The organism is Pseudomonas sp. Tav-5-1A (genome assembly GCF_055755055.1).
In genome coordinates this window covers 4,749,517-4,765,182 of sequence record NZ_CM146901.1, presented here as the reverse complement: position 1 = coordinate 4,765,182, position 15,666 = coordinate 4,749,517, and the positions used below count along the sequence as shown (strand labels likewise).

At 65.6% G+C, this 15,666-nt stretch carries 15 protein-coding genes; 10 read left to right on the top strand and 5 right to left on the bottom strand.

Annotated elements, in window-relative coordinates:
* The first annotated feature begins 435 nt into the window (after positions 1-435).
* From cydP to AC0J42_RS21785, 6 genes are all read left to right on the top strand, one after another.
* Complete coding sequence (gene cydP / locus AC0J42_RS21810; protein ID WP_473003759.1) at positions 436-633, top strand: cytochrome oxidase putative small subunit CydP; 198 nt, start codon at positions 436-438, stop codon at positions 631-633.
* Positions 630-2,231 (top strand): cytochrome ubiquinol oxidase subunit I, encoded by a 1,602-nt coding sequence (locus AC0J42_RS21805; protein WP_473003758.1) that lies wholly within the window; start codon positions 630-632, stop codon positions 2,229-2,231. The genes cydP and AC0J42_RS21805 overlap by 4 nt, the downstream gene beginning before the upstream one ends.
* Complete coding sequence (gene cydB / locus AC0J42_RS21800; protein ID WP_473003756.1) at positions 2,231-3,373, top strand: cytochrome d ubiquinol oxidase subunit II; 1,143 nt, start codon at positions 2,231-2,233, stop codon at positions 3,371-3,373. Before AC0J42_RS21805 ends, cydB begins: the two co-directional genes overlap by 1 nt.
* A gap of 11 nt (positions 3,374-3,384) precedes the next feature.
* Positions 3,385-3,501 (top strand): cytochrome bd-I oxidase subunit CydX, encoded by a 117-nt coding sequence (gene cydX, locus AC0J42_RS21795; protein ID WP_416425753.1) that lies wholly within the window; start codon positions 3,385-3,387, stop codon positions 3,499-3,501.
* Entirely contained in the window at positions 3,491-3,778 is a 288-nt protein-coding gene (locus tag AC0J42_RS21790) for a cyd operon YbgE family protein (protein WP_473003754.1), read from the top strand. Before cydX ends, AC0J42_RS21790 begins: the two co-directional genes overlap by 11 nt.
* 134 nt (positions 3,779-3,912) lie before the next feature.
* Complete coding sequence (locus AC0J42_RS21785) at positions 3,913-4,623, top strand: FadR/GntR family transcriptional regulator (RefSeq protein WP_473003752.1); 711 nt, start codon at positions 3,913-3,915, stop codon at positions 4,621-4,623.
* Between the two features lie 79 nt (positions 4,624-4,702).
* On the opposite strand, the gene mgtA is transcribed toward AC0J42_RS21785, so the two are convergent.
* Entirely contained in the window at positions 4,703-7,414 is a 2,712-nt protein-coding gene (gene mgtA / locus AC0J42_RS21780) for a magnesium-translocating P-type ATPase (protein ID WP_416425749.1), read from the bottom strand.
* Positions 7,415-7,893: 479 nt separating this feature from the next.
* Positions 7,894-9,120: a diaminopimelate decarboxylase gene (gene lysA, locus AC0J42_RS21775; protein ID WP_473003750.1), complete on the bottom strand. Its 1,227-nt coding sequence runs from the start codon at positions 9,118-9,120 to the stop codon at positions 7,894-7,896.
* A gap of 124 nt (positions 9,121-9,244) precedes the next feature.
* On the opposite strand from lysA, the gene AC0J42_RS21770 reads away from it, so the two are divergent.
* Positions 9,245-10,153, top strand: a complete 909-nt coding sequence (locus AC0J42_RS21770) for a LysR family transcriptional regulator (RefSeq protein WP_473003748.1) — start codon at positions 9,245-9,247, stop codon at positions 10,151-10,153.
* 73 nt (positions 10,154-10,226) lie between these two features.
* On the opposite strand, the gene AC0J42_RS21765 is transcribed toward AC0J42_RS21770, so the two are convergent.
* On the bottom strand, positions 10,227-10,922 hold the full coding sequence (locus tag AC0J42_RS21765; RefSeq protein ID WP_416425744.1) for a GntR family transcriptional regulator: 696 nt from the start codon (positions 10,920-10,922) through the stop codon (positions 10,227-10,229).
* A 121-nt stretch (positions 10,923-11,043) separates the two neighbouring features.
* Positions 11,044-11,865 carry an aldo/keto reductase gene (locus tag AC0J42_RS21760; protein WP_473003746.1) on the bottom strand — a complete coding sequence of 274 codons (822 nt, stop codon included), beginning with the start codon at positions 11,863-11,865 and terminating at the stop codon, positions 11,044-11,046.
* Between the two features lie 74 nt (positions 11,866-11,939).
* Here AC0J42_RS21760 and AC0J42_RS21755 point away from each other — a divergent pair, with 74 nt between their 5' ends.
* Positions 11,940-13,058 (top strand): DUF2235 domain-containing protein, encoded by a 1,119-nt coding sequence (locus tag AC0J42_RS21755; protein ID WP_473003745.1) that lies wholly within the window; start codon positions 11,940-11,942, stop codon positions 13,056-13,058.
* A 124-nt stretch (positions 13,059-13,182) separates the two neighbouring features.
* Here the strand turns inward: AC0J42_RS21755 and AC0J42_RS21750 are convergent, their stop codons facing one another.
* Positions 13,183-14,082 carry a LysR family transcriptional regulator gene (locus tag AC0J42_RS21750; protein ID WP_473003742.1) on the bottom strand — a complete coding sequence of 300 codons (900 nt, stop codon included), beginning with the start codon at positions 14,080-14,082 and terminating at the stop codon, positions 13,183-13,185.
* Between the two features lie 130 nt (positions 14,083-14,212).
* Here AC0J42_RS21750 and AC0J42_RS21745 point away from each other — a divergent pair, with 130 nt between their 5' ends.
* Both AC0J42_RS21745 and AC0J42_RS21740 read left to right on the top strand, forming a co-directional pair.
* Positions 14,213-14,911 carry a CoA transferase subunit A gene (locus tag AC0J42_RS21745; RefSeq protein ID WP_473003740.1) on the top strand — a complete coding sequence of 233 codons (699 nt, stop codon included), beginning with the start codon at positions 14,213-14,215 and terminating at the stop codon, positions 14,909-14,911.
* A 32-nt stretch (positions 14,912-14,943) separates the two neighbouring features.
* A complete protein-coding gene (locus tag AC0J42_RS21740) occupies positions 14,944-15,600 on the top strand; it encodes a CoA transferase subunit B (protein ID WP_416425740.1) in 657 nt (218 codons plus the stop codon).
* Positions 15,601-15,666 lie beyond the last annotated feature (66 nt).

Sequence of the window (15,666 nt, the reverse complement as noted above, 5' to 3'; positions counted from 1 at the left end):
GCCGTCGACGACGGCAGAGGACTGCGTTGAATTGCTCACAATTCAAAATCTCCCACTGATTATTTTTATGCGGGTAGGTGACAGGGTGGCCCCTGTTGACAGTCATCGTACAAGTGCTGACGAATTGAAGCAATTGGTTTCGTGGATTGAGTTGATCTAACCAGCGCGGTCGCGGCAACGAAACCGATCTAAAACCCGCTACGCCGTAGCCGCTGCCGTCAGGCTGCGCTGGCCATTCCAGCCACTGGAGATTTGCAGCGACCGACAGGGCCAGCGCAGCCTGACGGCAGCGGCTACAGAGCGTGCTTGTATGATGAGTTGATGGCAGGCGGTGTGGCGCTTTGCCACACAGTGATGGCCATTTGAAATTGATCTGGATCAATTTCACCAACAAGCCCCGCTACAAGAATGGCGCACCTCCACCGAGTAGCCGCCATGACCGCTCATTTCGCCTTTCTGAACAAGCCGCTGGCCCGGGAAATAACCCTGGTGCTGGTGCTCAAGCTGGTGCTGCTGGTGGGGATCCGCCTGGTGTGGTTTGGCCCGGCGGCTGACGTCAAGGACGACGGCACGAACCTTGGCCGACACCTGTTCGGCCCCCCCTCCGCCCCCCTTGAGAAGAGTCCGAAATGATTTCCGAATCAGTCGTCGACCTATCCCGGCTGCAGTTCGCGATGACCGCGCTGTATCACTTCCTGTTCGTGCCCCTGACCATTGGCATGACCTTCCTGCTGGCCATCATGGAGTCCGTCTACGTGATGACGGGCAAGCAGGTGTACAAGGACATGACCCGTTTCTGGGGCAAGCTGTTCGGCATCAACTTCGCCCTGGGCGTCACCACCGGGCTGACCATGGAGTTCCAGTTCGGCACCAACTGGGCCTATTACAGCCACTACGTGGGCGACATCTTCGGCGCGCCGCTGGCCATCGAAGGCATGATGGCGTTCTTCCTGGAGTCGACCTTCATCGGCCTGTTCTTCTTCGGCTGGGACCGCCTGAGCCGGGTGCAGCACCTGGGCGTGACCTGGCTCGTGGCGATTGGCTCGAACCTGTCGGCGCTGTGGATTCTGATCGCCAACGGCTGGATGCAGAACCCGGTGGGTGCCGAGTTCAACTTCGTCACCATGCGCATGGAGCTGGCGAGCTTCAGCCAGCTGCTGCTCAACCCGGTGGCGCAGGTGAAGTTCGTGCACACCGTGGCCTCGGGCTACGTCACCGGCTCGATCTTCGTGCTGGCGATTTCCAGCTGGTACCTGCTCAAGGGCCGCGACATCGGCTTCGCCCGGCGCTCGTTCGCCATTGCCGCGGCGTTCGGCATGGCCTCGATCCTGTCGGTGATCGTGCTGGGTGACGAGTCCGGCTACGAGATTGGCGACGTGCAGAAGACCAAGCTGGCCGCCATCGAGGCCGAGTGGGACACCGAGCCCGCGCCCGCCGCCTTCACCCTGTTCGGCCTGCCCAACCAGGCTGAGCAGCGCACCGACTACGCGGTGAAAATCCCTTACGTGATGGGCATCATCGCCACCCGTTCGGTGGACAAGCAGGTCACTGGCATCAAGGACCTGGTGGCCGAGCACGAAGGCCGCATCCGCAACGGCATGCTTGCCTACGAGGCGCTGGGACGGCTGCGCGGCGGCGACCACAGCGACCAGGCCTTGGCTGCCTTCAGCGCGGTGAAAAAAGACCTGGGCTACGGCCTGCTGCTGAAGAAATACACCGACCAGGTGGTGGACGCCAGCGAGGCGCAGATCAAGCAGGCGGCCCTGGATTCCATCCCCGGCGTGGCCTCGATCTTCTGGACCTTCCGGCTGATGGTGCTCAGCGGTTTCCTGATGCTGTTGCTGTTCGTGTGTGCGTTCTGGGCCTCGGCGCGCAAGAACGAAACCCGCAAGCGCTGGCTGCTGCGCTGGGCGCTGCTGAGCCTGCCGCTGCCGTGGGTGGGCACGCAGACCGGTTGGTACGTGGCCGAGCACGGTCGCCAGCCGTGGTCGATCGGCGAGGTGCTGCCGGTGCACCTGTCGGCCTCGAGCCTGTCGGCAAGCGACGTGTGGGGTTCGCTGCTGGCGTTGGTGGCGTTCTACAGCGTGCTGCTGGTGATCGAGATGTACCTGATGATCAAGTTCGCCCGCCTGGGCCCGAGCAGCCTGCACACCGGCCGGTATCACTTTGAAAACGGCGCCGCCGCTGCACCTGCCGCCGCCCATTCGCCCGTGCTGCAAGGAGCCGTGTGATGTTCGACTATGAAAACCTCAAGCTGATCTGGTGGGTGCTGGTAGGCGTGCTGCTGATCGGCTTCGCCCTGACCGACGGCTTCGACCTGGGCGCCGCGGCGCTGATGCCCTTGGTAGGCCGCAACGACCAGGAGCGGCGGGTGGTGATCAACACCATCGCGCCGCACTGGGACGGCAACCAGGTGTGGCTGATCACCGCCGGTGGCGCGCTGTTCGCCGCCTGGCCGCTGGTGTATTCGGCGGCGTTCTCCGGGCTGTACTGGGCGCTGCTGCTGGTGCTGTTCGCGCTGTTCGTGCGGCCGGTGGGCTTCGATTACCGCAGCAAACTTGAAAACACCCGTTGGCGCCGGGGCTGGGACTGGGCGCTGTGCATTGGCGCGCTGGTGCCGTCGCTGGTGTTTGGCGTGGCGTTCGGCAACCTGTTGCTGGGCCTGCCGTTCCAGTTCGATGACAGCCTGCGCAGCAGCTACCACGGTTCGTTCTGGCAACTGCTGAGCCCCTTCGCGCTGCTGGCGGGGGTGGTCAGCCTGAGCATGCTGTGCCTGCACGGCGGCACCTGGCTGATGATGCGCACCGAGGGCGTCATGGCCCAGCGGGCGCGCAAGGTCTCGCAAGGGCTGGCCTTCGTCTACCTGGCGGCATTCCTGGGTGCCGGTGCCTGGCTTGCGGCCGGCAATATCAACGGCCTGGTAATCAGCTCCAGCTTCGACCCCAACGTGGCACTGAACCCCTTGGCCAAGGCCGTGGCAGCGGGCAATCCCGGCTGGCTGGGCAATTACGTGACCTACCCGATCACGGCCATCGCGCCGCTGCTGGGGGTATTCGGCGGCCTGTTGGCGCTGCTCGCGGCGCTGGGCGACCGGCCGCGCATCGCCTTCCTGGGCAGCAGCCTGGCCATCGTCGGCACCCTGTGCACGGCCGGTTTCGCCCTGTTCCCGTTCGTGATGCCGTCCAGCCTGGACCCGGCGTCCAGCCTGACCGTGTGGGACGCGGTGTCAAGCCATACCACGCTGGTCATCATGCTGGTGGCGGCGTCGATCTTTGTGCCGCTGATCCTGTGCTACACGCTGTGGTGCTACGCGAAAATGTGGGGCACCGTCACCACCGCGCACATCAATGACAACCCCCACGGCCTTTACTGAGGACTGAACACATGTGGTATTTCGCCTGGATTCTGGGAGTGCTGCTGGCGTGCAGCTTCGGCATCATCAATGCGTTGTGGCTGGAGGCGTCCGGTGCGCTGGACGAGGAGGGCAGCGGTGCACGCTGAAACCCTGGGGCCGCTGCGCCGGCCCGCCAGCCGCTGGCTGTCGCTGGCACTGGTGCTGCCGTTGAGCCTGATCCTGCTGCTGCACCCGGTGCTGCTGCTCGACAGCCGTGGGCAGTACAGCCACGGCGTGCTGATGTTGATGTTGTGGGGCATTGCCGCCGGCTACGTGCACGGGGTGGGCTTCGACCCACAGGCGCGGGCGTGGCGGCTGGTGTTCCACCCGCTGCTGGCCTGGTCACTGATGGCCCTGGCCTACGCGGCGCTACTAACCCCGTAGCAGCGGCCGCAGGCCGCGTCCCGTCCGCCATGGCCTATGGCTGATACACCGCGTGGGGCGGACGCAGCCTGCGGCAGCTGCTACGGGGGTTCGGTGGTAAGCTTGGGGCTGACTATTTCGCGGAATGTGTTGGCATGCACGACCCAAGCAACGCCCCCACGCGCAAGCGCGCCACCAGCCTGGCCCACGACCTGGTCGAGGTGCTGAGCCAGCAGATCCTGCTGGGGCAATTCCGCCCCGGCGACAAGCTGCCGTCCGAACCGACCATCGTGCGCGAGCACGGGGTCAGCCGCACGGTGGTGCGCGAGGCTATCTCCAAGCTGCAGGCCTCGGGGCTGGTGGAAACCCGCCACGGCATCGGCACCTTCGTGCTGGAGCGCGAATCGCAACTGGGGCTGCGCCTGAGCCTGGACACCGCCGCCAGCGTGCGCGGCATTCTTGAGCTGCGCATGGGCCTGGAGGTGCAGGCCGTGGCCCTGGCGGCCGTGCGCCGCAGTGATGAACAGCTGCGGCGCATGCGCCAGGCGCTGGACGACTACCAGGCCTCGCTGGCCAACAACGACAGCTGCGTGGAAGAGGACAAGCGCTTTCACCAGCTGATCGCCGAGGCCACCGGCAACACCTATTTCACCGAGATCATGCAGCACCTGGGCGACACCATGATCCCGCGCACGCGGGTCAAGGGCGATGAGCGCGGCGACGCCGACTTCGCGCGCCTGGGCTACCTGGCCAACCAGGAGCACGAGGCCATCCTCAACGCCATCCGCAAGCAGGACCCGGACGCCGCGCGGGCGGCGATGGTGCTGCACCTCACCAACAGCCGCGACCGTTTTTCCGGCAACTGAGAGTCTGTGGGAGCTGGCTTGCCAGCGAGCTGTTGGAGGGCCTCAACAGCTCGCTGGCAAGCCAGCTCCCACGCCTATTTCATTGCCAGCCGAAGCGGCGGATATAGAACCGCTTCATGGCCTGGGTCAGCGCCACGTACGCCACCAGAATCACCGGCAGGAACGCGAAGTACAGCGGCGGCAGCGCCTGCAGCTTGAAGTAGTGCGCCAGCGGGCCCATGGGCAGGAAGATGCCGATGGCCATGATCACCCCGGTCATCACCATCAACGGCATGGCCGCGCGGCTCTGCAGGAACGGCACTTTCGGCGTGCGGATCATGTGCACCACCAGGGTCTGGGTCAGCAGGCCGACGATGAACCAGCCGGACTGGAACAGGGTCTGGTGTTCCGGGCTGTTGGCGCCGAACACGTACCACATCAGCGCGAAGGTGGTGATGTCGAACACCGAGCTGATCGGCCCGAAGAACAGCATGAAGCGGCCTACCTCGCCCGGCTGCCAGCGCTGCGGCTTCATCAGCATCTCGTCGTCGACGTTGTCGAACGGTACGGCGATCTGCGAAATGTCGTACAGCAGGTTTTGCACCAGCAGGTGCATCGGCAGCATCGGCAGGAAGGGGATGAACGCACTGGCCACCAGCACCGAGAAGACGTTGCCGAAGTTGGAGCTGGCGGTCATCTTGATGTACTTGAGCATGTTGGCGAAGGTGCGACGGCCTTCCAGCACGCCTTCTTCCAGCACCATCAGGCTCTTTTCCAGCAGGATGATGTCGGCCGCTTCCTTGGCGATGTCCACCGCGCTGTCCACCGAAATGCCGATGTCGGCAGTGCGCAGGGCCGGGGCGTCATTGATGCCGTCGCCCATGAAGCCGACCACGTGGCCGTTGGCCTTGAGCAGGCGCACGATGCGTTCCTTGTGCGCAGGCGTCAGCTTGGCGAAGACGTTGGTGGTTTCCACGGCAACGGCCAGTTGTGCGTCGGTCATGTCCTCGATGTCGTTGCCCATCAGCAGGCCTTGCTGGGCCAGGCCTACCTCGCGGCAGATCTTGGCGGTGACCAGCTCGTTGTCGCCGGTCAGCACTTTCACCGCCACGCCGTGGGCGGCCAGGGCCTTGAGCGCGGGCGCGGTGCTTTCCTTGGGCGGGTCGAGGAAGGCCACGTAGCCGATCAGGGTCAGCTCGCGTTCGTCATGGATGCCATAGTTTTCCTGGGTAGGCGGGCGCTCGCTGGCGGCCACGGCCACCACGCGCAGGCCTTCGGCGTTGAGCTCGGCGGTGACCTGGCGGATGCGCGCCAGCAGGCTGTCGGACAGCGGCTCGACCTGGTCGCCGTGGCGCACCTGGTGGCACACCGAGAGAATCTCTTCCACCGCGCCCTTGCAGATCAGCACGTGGTGCTGGTCGTGCTCGGCCACCACCACCGACATGCGCCGGCGGTTGAAGTCGAACGGAATCTCGTCGACCTTGCGGAAAGCGGTGGCCACCTGCAGGTCGCGCTGCACGTCCACGTGTTCCAGCACGGCCACGTCCAGCAGGTTCTTCAGGCCGGTCTGGTAGTAGCTGTTGAGGTAGGCCATCTCCAGCACTTCATCGGACTCCTGGCCCCACACGTCGACGTGGCGGGCGAGGAAGATCTTGTCCTGGGTCAGGGTGCCGGTCTTGTCGGTGCACAGCACGTCCATGGCGCCGAAGTTCTGGATGGCGTCCAGGCGCTTGACGATGACCTTCTTGCGCGACAGGAACACCGCGCCCTTGGCCAGGGTCGAGGTGACGATCATGGGCAGCATTTCCGGGGTCAGGCCCACGGCGATGGACAGCGCGAACAGCACCGCTTCCATCCAGTCACCCTTGGTGAAGCCGTTGATGAACAGCACCAGCGGCGCCATCACCAGCATGAAGCGGATCAGCAGCCAGCTGATCTTGTTGACGCCGGTCTGGAACGCCGTGGGCGCACGGTCGGTGGCGCCGACCCGTTGCGCCAGGGCGCCGAAGTAGGTGCCGTTGCCGGTGGCGACCACCACCGCGCTGGCGGCGCCGGACACCACGTTGGTGCCCATGAACAGGATGTTGTCCAGCTCCAGGGGGTTGCGCGTGGCCGGGTCGCGCAGCTGCACGAACTTCTCCACCGGCATGGATTCGCCGGTCATGGCGGCCTGGCTGACGAACAGGTCCTTGGCGCTGAGCAGGCGGCAGTCGGCGGGGATCATGTCGCCGGCGCTGAAGATCACCACGTCGCCGGGCACCAGCTGCTTGATCGGCAGTTCCACGCGCAGGTGCCCGTCGGCGTTGCGGCGGCGCACGGTGGCGGTGTTGCTGACCATGGCCTTGAGCGCATCGGCGGCCTTGTTCGAGCGCGCCTCCTGCCAGAAGCGCAGCAGGGTCGAGAGCACGACCATGCTGCCGATCACCAGGGTGGCCTTCATGTCTTCGGTGATGAACGAGACGATGGCCAGCAGGGTCAGCAGCAGGTTGAAGGGGTTCTTGTAGCACTGCCACAGGTGCACGTGCCAGGCCAGCGGCTGCTCGTGCTCCACCTCGTTGAGGCCCACGCGGGCGCAGGTGTCCTGGGCCTGGGCTTCGCTGAGGCCATCGGCGTGGCTGCCCAGGCGTTCCAGCAGGGCCTGGCTGTCACCGCCGGCGGCCGCCACCAGGCTGTGGGCCAGGGTGGGGGGTATCTCGCGGCTGACGTTGGCGTCATTCAGGCTTTCGAACAGCGCCAGGCGGCGGAAGTGCCGGGCGATGTGGCGAGTCCGCAGGAAGCCTGCGAAAAATTCTTTGAGCAGGGTGAAATTCATGGCGCTGCTTTCCCCAGTTGGCAGTGGGGAGACCATCGCGCAGGCACGTGCGCTGTCCTGGCTGCAACGTTGCAGGCCGGGGCAGGGGAGTCTGTGGAGAAGGGAAGGCTGCGGCGCCCCGCATGGGGGCGCCGGCAGTATTGCCGTCTCTCGCGTCAGGGCGAGACACGGCAGGGAAGCTGCGCGTTATCTCGCCGAGAAAATGCCGGTATCGATGACCGGCCGACTACTGTCGCTCGAACAAGTGCCCACGTGGGGTCTCCGCGGTGATTGAAAACGCGCGCAGCATACGCTTGGGGTTTGCTCCCGACAATAGTGGGTGGCGATCATGAGGGAAGTTTCATATTTGCTGGCCAAACGCGCCGTACCCGCATATTGCGTCGTCTGCATCGCGACTAAAGTCGGCTCCTACGCTGTCCGTGGTAGGAGCCGACTTTAGTCGCGATGCAGGCGGCGCGGTTTTTTGTCAGGAAGACGTGTTACGCACCAAGTTCAAGGGCGAACAATTCCTGCAGCGTCTGGCGACGGCGAATCAGCTGTACCTTGTCACCGTCCAGCAGCACCTCGGGAATCAGCGGGCGGCTGTTGTAGTTCGACGACATCGACGCGCCGTAGGCGCCAGTGGTGTGGATCACCAGCAGGTCGCCGACCTCGGCGCGCGGCAAAGGGCGCGGGGCCACCAGGCCGCCTTCGTGCTGGGTGAAGACGTCGCCGGACTCGCACAGCGGGCCGGCCACCACGGTGGGGCGCAGCTCGCCGGTGCGCGGCTGGCCGTCGCGGTCCAGCAGGGTGAAACCGTGGTAGCTGCCGTACATGGACGGGCGCATCAGGTCATTGAAGCCGGCGTCCACCAGCACGAAATGCTGGCTGCCCATGTCCTTGATGGCGCGCACTTCGGTCACCAGGGTGCCGGACTCGGCCACCAGGAAACGCCCCGGCTCGATTTCCAGGCGCACCGGGTGGCCCAGGTGGGCGGCCACGCGCTGGCGGGCGGCGTCCCAGATGGCGGCGTAGCGCTCGGTGTCCACCGGCTGCTGGTCATCCTTGTAGGGCACCGACAGGCCGCCGCCGGCCGAAATGGCCTCCAGGTCGTGGCCCATGCCGATCACCGCGTCGGCCATGGCCGTGCACACTTCTTCCAGGTGCGCGTAGTCCACGCCCGAGCCGATGTGCATGTGCAGGCCCACCAGTTGCAGGTCGTACTGGCGCACCACGGCCAGGGCTTCGCACAGCTGGCTGTGCCACACGCCGTGCTTGCTGTTCTCGCCGCCGGTGTTGGTCTTCTGGCTGTGGCCGTGGCCGAAGCCAGGGTTCAGGCGGATCCACACGCGGTGGCCGGGGTGCTGCTGGCCCAGTTGGCGCAGCATGTCGATGGAGCCGCAGTTGACCTCCACGTCCAGCTCGATGATGCGCGCCAGGGTGGCGCGGTCCAGCAAGTCGCAGGTGAACACCACGCCCGCCGGCTCGCCCTGGGGGCTGTAGCCGGCCAGCAGCGCACGCTCGATCTCGCCCAGCGACACCGCGTCCACCTGCACGCCCTGTTCGCGCATCAGCTTGAGGATGTGCACGTTGGAGCAGGCCTTCTGGGCGAAGCGGATCACGTCGAAGCCCTGCAGCTGGCTGATGCGCTGGCGGATGATGGCGGCGTCGTAGGTCCAGAAAGGCGTGGCGTGTTGCTGAACGAGGGGCAGGATGCGATCGAACATGGTGGTGTGGCCGTGAAGGGGAAAGGTGGCCATCATGCGCAATTATCTCTATTCAATAAAATATCTGTTTTTTCTCTGTCCATTCAGTTCTGATATGGCTTGGGTTTGATTTCGAGTCTTTGCAATGGACATATCCCTGCGTCATATCGAAGTGTTCCGCGCGGTGATGAACGCCGGCAGCGTCACCGGCGCCGCGCAGCTGCTGTTCAGCTCCCAGCCCACCGTCAGCCGCGAGCTGGCGCGGCTGGAAAGCCTGCTGGGCATGCCGTTGTTCGTGCGCGAGCGCGGCCGGCTGACGCCCACGGCCCAGGGCCTGATGCTGTTCGAGGAAGTGCAGCGCGCCTACGTCGGGCTGGAACAGATCGCCAGCGTCGCCGAGTCGATCCGCCGGTTCGACCAGGGCCAGTTGAACATCACCTGTCTGCCGATGTTCGCCCAGGTGCTGCTGCCAGCAGCGTGCCTGGCGTTCAGCCGCCAGTACCCCGGCGTGGCGGTGAGCATCACCGCCCAGGAATCACCGGCGCTGGAAGAGTCGCTCAGTGGCCAACGCTATGACCTGGGCCTGATCGAAAGCCGCCACCCGCCACGTGGCACCCGGGGCTTCGAACTGTTTTGCGCGGAAATGGTGGCGGTGCTGCCGGCCGGCCATGGGCTGGCGGCGAAGGCGCGCCTGGAACTGAGCGATTTCGACGGCCAGGCGTTCATCAACCTGTCCGGGCTGGACCTGTACCGCAAGATGCTCGACGAACAGTTCCGCCGCGCCAATGTGCAGCGCCACGGGGTGATCGAGACCAGCACCGCCGCCTCGGTGTGCGCCATGGTGCGCCAGGGGCTGGGGGTGGCCATCGTCAACCCGCTGACCGCGCTGGACGAGGCGGCCCGCGGCCTGGTGCTGCGGCCGCTGGCGGTGGCGGCGCCGTTCAGCGTCAGCCTGATCCAGCCCCAGTACCGCCCGGCGTCGGTGCTGGTGGAGGCGTTTACCGCGTGCCTGCAAACCGAGGCGGCGCGCCTGGCGGCCATCCTGGCCCCGTAGCAGCTGCCGCAGGCTGCGTCAGGCGGGCTTTACCGCGGTGCCTGTGACGCGGCCTTGCGGCCGCTGCTACGGTTCAGAGGTCAGCCAGTGCTTCACGTAGGTTCACATCCGGCGCGCTCTGTTCATCCAGGTCCAGTTGGCCTTCCAGGTCGACCAGGTGGTCCAGCGTGGCGCGGATGGCGTTGTCGCTGTTGCCCGACTGCAGGGCATCGAGGATGGCCTGGTGGTCGTCGCAGCGGCAGGAGGAGGTTTCCAGGCGCTGGTACAGCGAGACGATCAGCGAGCTGCGCACGATCAGGTTGCCGAGCATTTCACGCAGCAAACGATTGCCGCACAGGTCGGCCAGCATCAGGTGGAATTCGCTGCGCACGCGCACGGTCTCGCGGCGGTCGCCGCTGGCCGAGGCCTGGTGTTCGGCTTGCATTTGCGCGGCGATGGTGTCGGCGTTGGCGGCCAGGGCGTCGGGGGTGATGGCCTCGACGATGGCGCGCTCGATGGCGCGACGGGCGGCGAACACTTCCCGTGCTTCCTGGGCAGAAGGCTGCGAGACGATGGCGCCGCGGTTGGTCTCGATGGTGACGATGTGCTGCATGGCCAGGCGCTGCAAGGCCACCTGCACGTGGTTGCGGTTGGCCTGCAGGGTCTCGACGATCTGCGCCTCTACCAGCCGCGTGCCGGGGCGCAGGCGTTGCTGGGCGATGGCGCGCGACAGCACGTCGACGATGCGGGTGACTTCCAGCTGTTTGGCGGTGACGGTGACAGAAACCATATTTCCTCGAACGGTGAGCCCATGCAGAGCCTGCGACTGGGTGCAATGGGGGCGCATTATCCGCCAGCGGGCCGGCCTTTGAAAAGCGCGCTGGCCGACCGCCAGCAGGGAAATTTCGCCGTCAAACCATTGCAAGATGCTGCTTGCGCTTGGGGGGCGGGCAGGCCAGATCCAGCTGTTTGAGGTCTTCATCATCCAGTTGGATAGCGGCCGCCGCTGCATTCTGCCGCACATGGTCGGGGTGCACGGCCTTGGGAATGGCAAGCACCCCGTCCTCGCGCAGCACCCATGCCAGGCAGGCCTGGGCCGCGGTGATGCCATGTTTGTCGGCGATGGCCTGCAACGCCGCATGGCGCAGCAGCTTGCCGCCCTGGGCGATGGGGCAGTAGGCCATGGTCGGCAGGCTGCGGGCCTGGCTCCAGGGCAGCAGGTCGAATTCGATGCCACGGGCCTCGGGGTTGTACAGCACCTGGTTGGTGGCGCAGCGCTCGTCGTCCAGCTCTTCCAGGTCGTCGACGTCGAAATTGGACACGCCCCAGCGGCCGATCTTGCCCTGTTCGCACAGGCGTTCGAAGGCTTCCACGGTTTCCGCCAGCGGGTACTGGCCGCGCCAGTGCAGCAGGTACAGGTCGATGTGCTCGGTGCCCAGGCGCTTGAGGCTGCGCTCGCAGGCAGCCGCCACGCCGCTGCGGCTGGCGTTGTGCGGGTATACCTTGCTGACCAGGAACACCTGCTCGCGGCGCCCGGCGATGGCTTGGCCCACGACCTGTTCGGCGCCGCCTTCGCCGTACATTTCAGCCGTGTCGATCAGGCTCATGCCCAGGTCGATGCCCAGTTGCAGGGCGGCGACCTCCTGGCGCCTGGCGCCGGGGTCTTCGCCCATGCGCCAGGTGCCCTGGCCGATGATGGAAACCGAGGTGTCTGCGAGTCGATGATGGCGCATGGCTACTCCCTGAAACATGGATGGCTTATAGTCTGACGACGCTAGGGAAATAACATTCAACACAAGGAAACGGCATGGGTCGACAGCTCGTGGTCTGCCTGGACGGCACCAACAACCGCTTCAGCCTGCAACCTACCAATATACTGCGGATGATCCGCTGCCTGTCCGATGATCCCGCCCGGGTCATGTCCTATTACGACCAGGGCGTGGGCACCTTCGGCCTGCGCGAGACGCTGTTCGAGTGGCAGAAACTGCCCTCGCGGCTGTGCGGCCTGGCGTTCGGCTGGGGCCTGAAGGAGACCGTGGGCGGCGCCTATCGCTTTCTCGCCCGGCATTATCGCGACGGCGACCAGCTCTACCTGTTCGGCTTTTCCCGGGGCGCCTACGCCGTGCGCGCGCTGGCGGCGCTGATCGACGCCGTGGGCCTGGTGCGCGGCCACGAGGCACATCTGTTCGACTATGCCTGGGCCATGTTGCAGGCGCGCAACAGCGACAAGCAGCCGGACTTCAAGCTGCAGGACGCGTTCAAGGCCACCTTTGGCCGGCCGGTGAAGGTGCACCTGCTGGGGTTGTTCGACACGGTCAAGTCCGAGGGCTGGATCTACGACCCACTGGTGCTGCCGTACACCGCCAGCAACGCCATGGTGGAGAACGTCCGTCATGCGCTGTCCATCGACGAGCGCCGTTGTTTCTTCCGCCCCAACCTGTGGCAGAAGCGCCCGGGGCAGGGCACCGACGTGCGCCAGGTGTGGTTCGCCGGGGTACACAGCGACGTGGGCGGTGGCTACGCCGTGGACGAATCGGGCCCGGCGTTGCTGGCCTTGCGCTGGATGCTCGGCGAGGCGCGGGCCCTGGGCCTGGCGCTGGACCCCGACGGCTGCGCCCGCGAGCTGCAACTGCTGGACGCCGGCGGCCCCGGGCAGTTGCACGACTCCATGACCTGGCCATGGCCGCTGGCCGAGTGGTTGCCACGCCGGGCCTGGAGCTACACGCTGCACAAGCACGTGTTCACCATCGGCAGCATGCCGCCGTTCGGCCAGCCGCGGCCGCGCTACATCGCCGAGGGCGCGGTGCTGCACCGCTCAGTCCTGCAGCGCCTGGAAAGCGGCGACTACCACCCCGTCAACCTGCCCCGCCAGTACAGCGTCGCAGAAGACCTGCCCCTGATCCCCCAAACCACCCCCACCTTGTAGCAGCTGCCGCAGGCGGCGTCCTTACGCGGTATGCCTGTCGATGGACGGTGCTCGCGGACGCGGCCTGGCGGCCGCTGCTACGGAGGCTGCGTCCGGGAGCACCGCGGTATCCGTGTGGGAGCCGTCATGGCGTGGATTGGTATTGGGCGGACGTTTCGATCAGCACCTCCTGCAACGCCTGCGCCGCCGCCGACAGCTTGTGGTCGGCCAGGCGCATCAGGCCGATGCGCCGCTCGATGCGCGGCTCATCCAGGGCCACGCAACGCGCGCCCAGTTCCTCCATCTGTTCGATGCACAGCGACGGCACCGCGCTCACCCCCAGGCCGCTGGCAACCATGCGGCCGACGGTGCTCAGTTGGTGGCTTTCGAAGGCTACAGACAGCTTGCCATGGGTATCGGCCAGGTCCTGCTCCAGCATCAGGCGCACCGCCGAAGGGCGTTGCAGGGTGACGAAGTCCTCCTGCAACAGCTCGCTCCAGCTGAGCTTGTCTCGCTGGGCCAGGGGCGAATCGGCCGCCACCACCGCGACGAAGCGGTCCAGGTAGAACGGCGTGAACACCAGCGAGCTGGTGGACTCGGGCTCGAAGCCGATGCCCAGCTCCACGCGGCGGTGGCGCACCATTTCCAGCACCTGCTCGTTGATCACGTCGTGCACGGCCACGTTCACCCGCGGGTGGCGGTCGCGGAAGGTCTTCAGCGCCGCAGGCAGGCGGTTGCCGGCGAAGGAGGGCATGGCCGCGATCGAGACCTTGCCGGTCTGCAGGGTGAAGTGCTGGCGCAGCAATTCCTCGGCGTTGTCCCAGTCGGCCAGCAGCTGCCGCGCCAGGGGCAGCAGGGTCTCGCCCTCGGGGGTCAGGGCTACGCTGCGCGTGGTGCGGATCAACAGCGCACCGCCCAGGTCTTCCTCCAGGCCCTTGATGGTCAGGCTCAGGGCCGGCTGCGACAGGTGCAGCCGCTCGCCGGCCTGGGCGAAGCTCAAGGCCTGGGCCACGGCTAGGAACGCGCGAAGCTGCTTGATGTTCATTGTTTTGTAAACTCAATCAATCCATCAGAAAAACAAAATTAACAAATAACTCCGTTGGCGAGAAGATGGGCCAAACACGCTCCTGGGCTAAGCTGGCGTTAGTCCAATAATTAAAACAAGGCGGATCGATATGGCTGGGCTCGACAAGCGAGTAGCAACCTGGGAAGAGGCCCTCGCCGGCCTCACCGACAACATGACGGTATTGTCCGGCGGCTTCGGCCTGTGCGGCATTCCCGAGAACCTTATTGCGCAGATCAAGCGCATGGGCGTGCGCGGGCTGACCGTGGTGTCCAACAACTGCGGCGTCGATGGCTTTGGCCTGGGCGTGCTGCTGGAAGACCGGCAGATCCGCAAGATGATCGCCTCGTACGTGGGCGAGAACGCCCTGTTCGAACGCCAGCTGCTGGACGGCGAGCTGGAAGTGGAACTCACCCCCCAAGGCACCCTGGCGGAAAAAATGCGCGCCGGCGGTGCTGGCATCCCGGCGTTCTACACCGCCACCGGCTACGGCACCCCGGTGGCCGATGGCAAGGAAGTGCGCGAGTTCAACGGCCGCAAGTACATTCTTGAAGAGGCCATCACCGGCGACTTCGCCATCGTCAAGGGCTGGAAGGCCGACCACTTCGGCAACGTCATCTACCGCCACACCGCGCAGAATTTCAACCCGCTGGCCGCTGCCGCCGGCAAGATTACCGTGGTCGAGGTCGAGGAAATCGTCGCCCCTGGCGAGTTGCCGCCCAGCCAGATCCACACCCCCGGCATCTACGTCGACCGGGTGATTCTCGGCACCTTCGAAAAACGCATCGAAAAGCGCACCGTCAAGGCCTGAGGCCCGGCCCAGAACAACAAGAGGTTTAGCACATGGCACTGACCCGCGAACAAATGGCCCAGCGTGTGGCCCGCGAACTCAAGGATGGCTACTACGTGAACCTGGGCATCGGCATTCCGACCCTGGTGGCCAACTACGTCCCCGACGACATCGACGTGATGCTGCAATCGGAAAACGGCCTGCTGGGCATGGGCGAGTTTCCGACCGAGGCAACCATCGACGCCGACATGATCAACGCCGGCAAGCAGACCGTCACCGCCCGGGCGGGTGCGTCCATTTTCAACTCGGCGGAATCCTTCGCGATGATTCGTGGCGGCCACGTCGACCTTACCGTGCTGGGCGCCTTCGAGGTGGACGTGCAGGGCAACATCGCTTCGTGGATGATCCCCGGCAAGCTGGTGAAAGGCATGGGCGGCGCCATGGACCTGGTGGCCGGCGCCGACAACATCATCGTCACCATGACCCACGCCTCCAAGGACGGCGAGTCCAAGCTGCTGCCCCAGTGCAGCCTGCCGCTGACCGGCGCGGGCTGCATTCGCAAGGTGCTGACCGACCTTGCGTACCTGGAGATCGAGAACGGCGCGTTCATCCTGCGCGAGCGCGCGCCGGGCATCAGCGTCGAGGAAATTATCGCCAAGACCGCCGGCAAGCTGATCGTGCCGGATGATGTGATCGAGATGACCTTCTAAGCCACACCGCGCTCCCGTAGCCGCTGCTGCAGGCTGCGCTGGCCTTTGAGTTCACTGAAGACATTC

Excerpts from the sequence above, each read along its gene's own strand:
- AC0J42_RS21760 (WP_473003746.1), bottom strand. The coding sequence starts at position 11,865 with ATGCGCCATCATCGACTCGCAGACACCTCGGTTTCCATCATCGGCCAG.
- AC0J42_RS21750 (WP_473003742.1), bottom strand. The coding sequence starts at position 14,082 with ATGAACATCAAGCAGCTTCGCGCGTTCCTAGCCGTGGCCCAGGCCTTG.
- AC0J42_RS21765 (WP_416425744.1), bottom strand. The coding sequence starts at position 10,922 with ATGGTTTCTGTCACCGTCACCGCCAAACAGCTGGAAGTCACCCGCATC.
- AC0J42_RS21785 (WP_473003752.1), top strand. The coding sequence starts at position 3,913 with ATGCACGACCCAAGCAACGCCCCCACGCGCAAGCGCGCCACCAGCCTG.
- cydP (WP_473003759.1), top strand. The coding sequence starts at position 436 with ATGACCGCTCATTTCGCCTTTCTGAACAAGCCGCTGGCCCGGGAAATA.
- AC0J42_RS21755 (WP_473003745.1), top strand. The coding sequence starts at position 11,940 with ATGGGTCGACAGCTCGTGGTCTGCCTGGACGGCACCAACAACCGCTTC.
- mgtA (WP_416425749.1), bottom strand. The coding sequence starts at position 7,414 with ATGAATTTCACCCTGCTCAAAGAATTTTTCGCAGGCTTCCTGCGGACT.
- AC0J42_RS21740 (WP_416425740.1), top strand. The coding sequence starts at position 14,944 with ATGGCACTGACCCGCGAACAAATGGCCCAGCGTGTGGCCCGCGAACTC.
- lysA (WP_473003750.1), bottom strand. The coding sequence starts at position 9,120 with ATGTTCGATCGCATCCTGCCCCTCGTTCAGCAACACGCCACGCCTTTC.
- AC0J42_RS21770 (WP_473003748.1), top strand. The coding sequence starts at position 9,245 with ATGGACATATCCCTGCGTCATATCGAAGTGTTCCGCGCGGTGATGAAC.
- cydB (WP_473003756.1), top strand. The coding sequence starts at position 2,231 with ATGTTCGACTATGAAAACCTCAAGCTGATCTGGTGGGTGCTGGTAGGC.
- AC0J42_RS21805 (WP_473003758.1), top strand. The coding sequence starts at position 630 with ATGATTTCCGAATCAGTCGTCGACCTATCCCGGCTGCAGTTCGCGATG.
- AC0J42_RS21745 (WP_473003740.1), top strand. The coding sequence starts at position 14,213 with ATGGCTGGGCTCGACAAGCGAGTAGCAACCTGGGAAGAGGCCCTCGCC.
- cydX (WP_416425753.1), top strand. The coding sequence starts at position 3,385 with ATGTGGTATTTCGCCTGGATTCTGGGAGTGCTGCTGGCGTGCAGCTTC.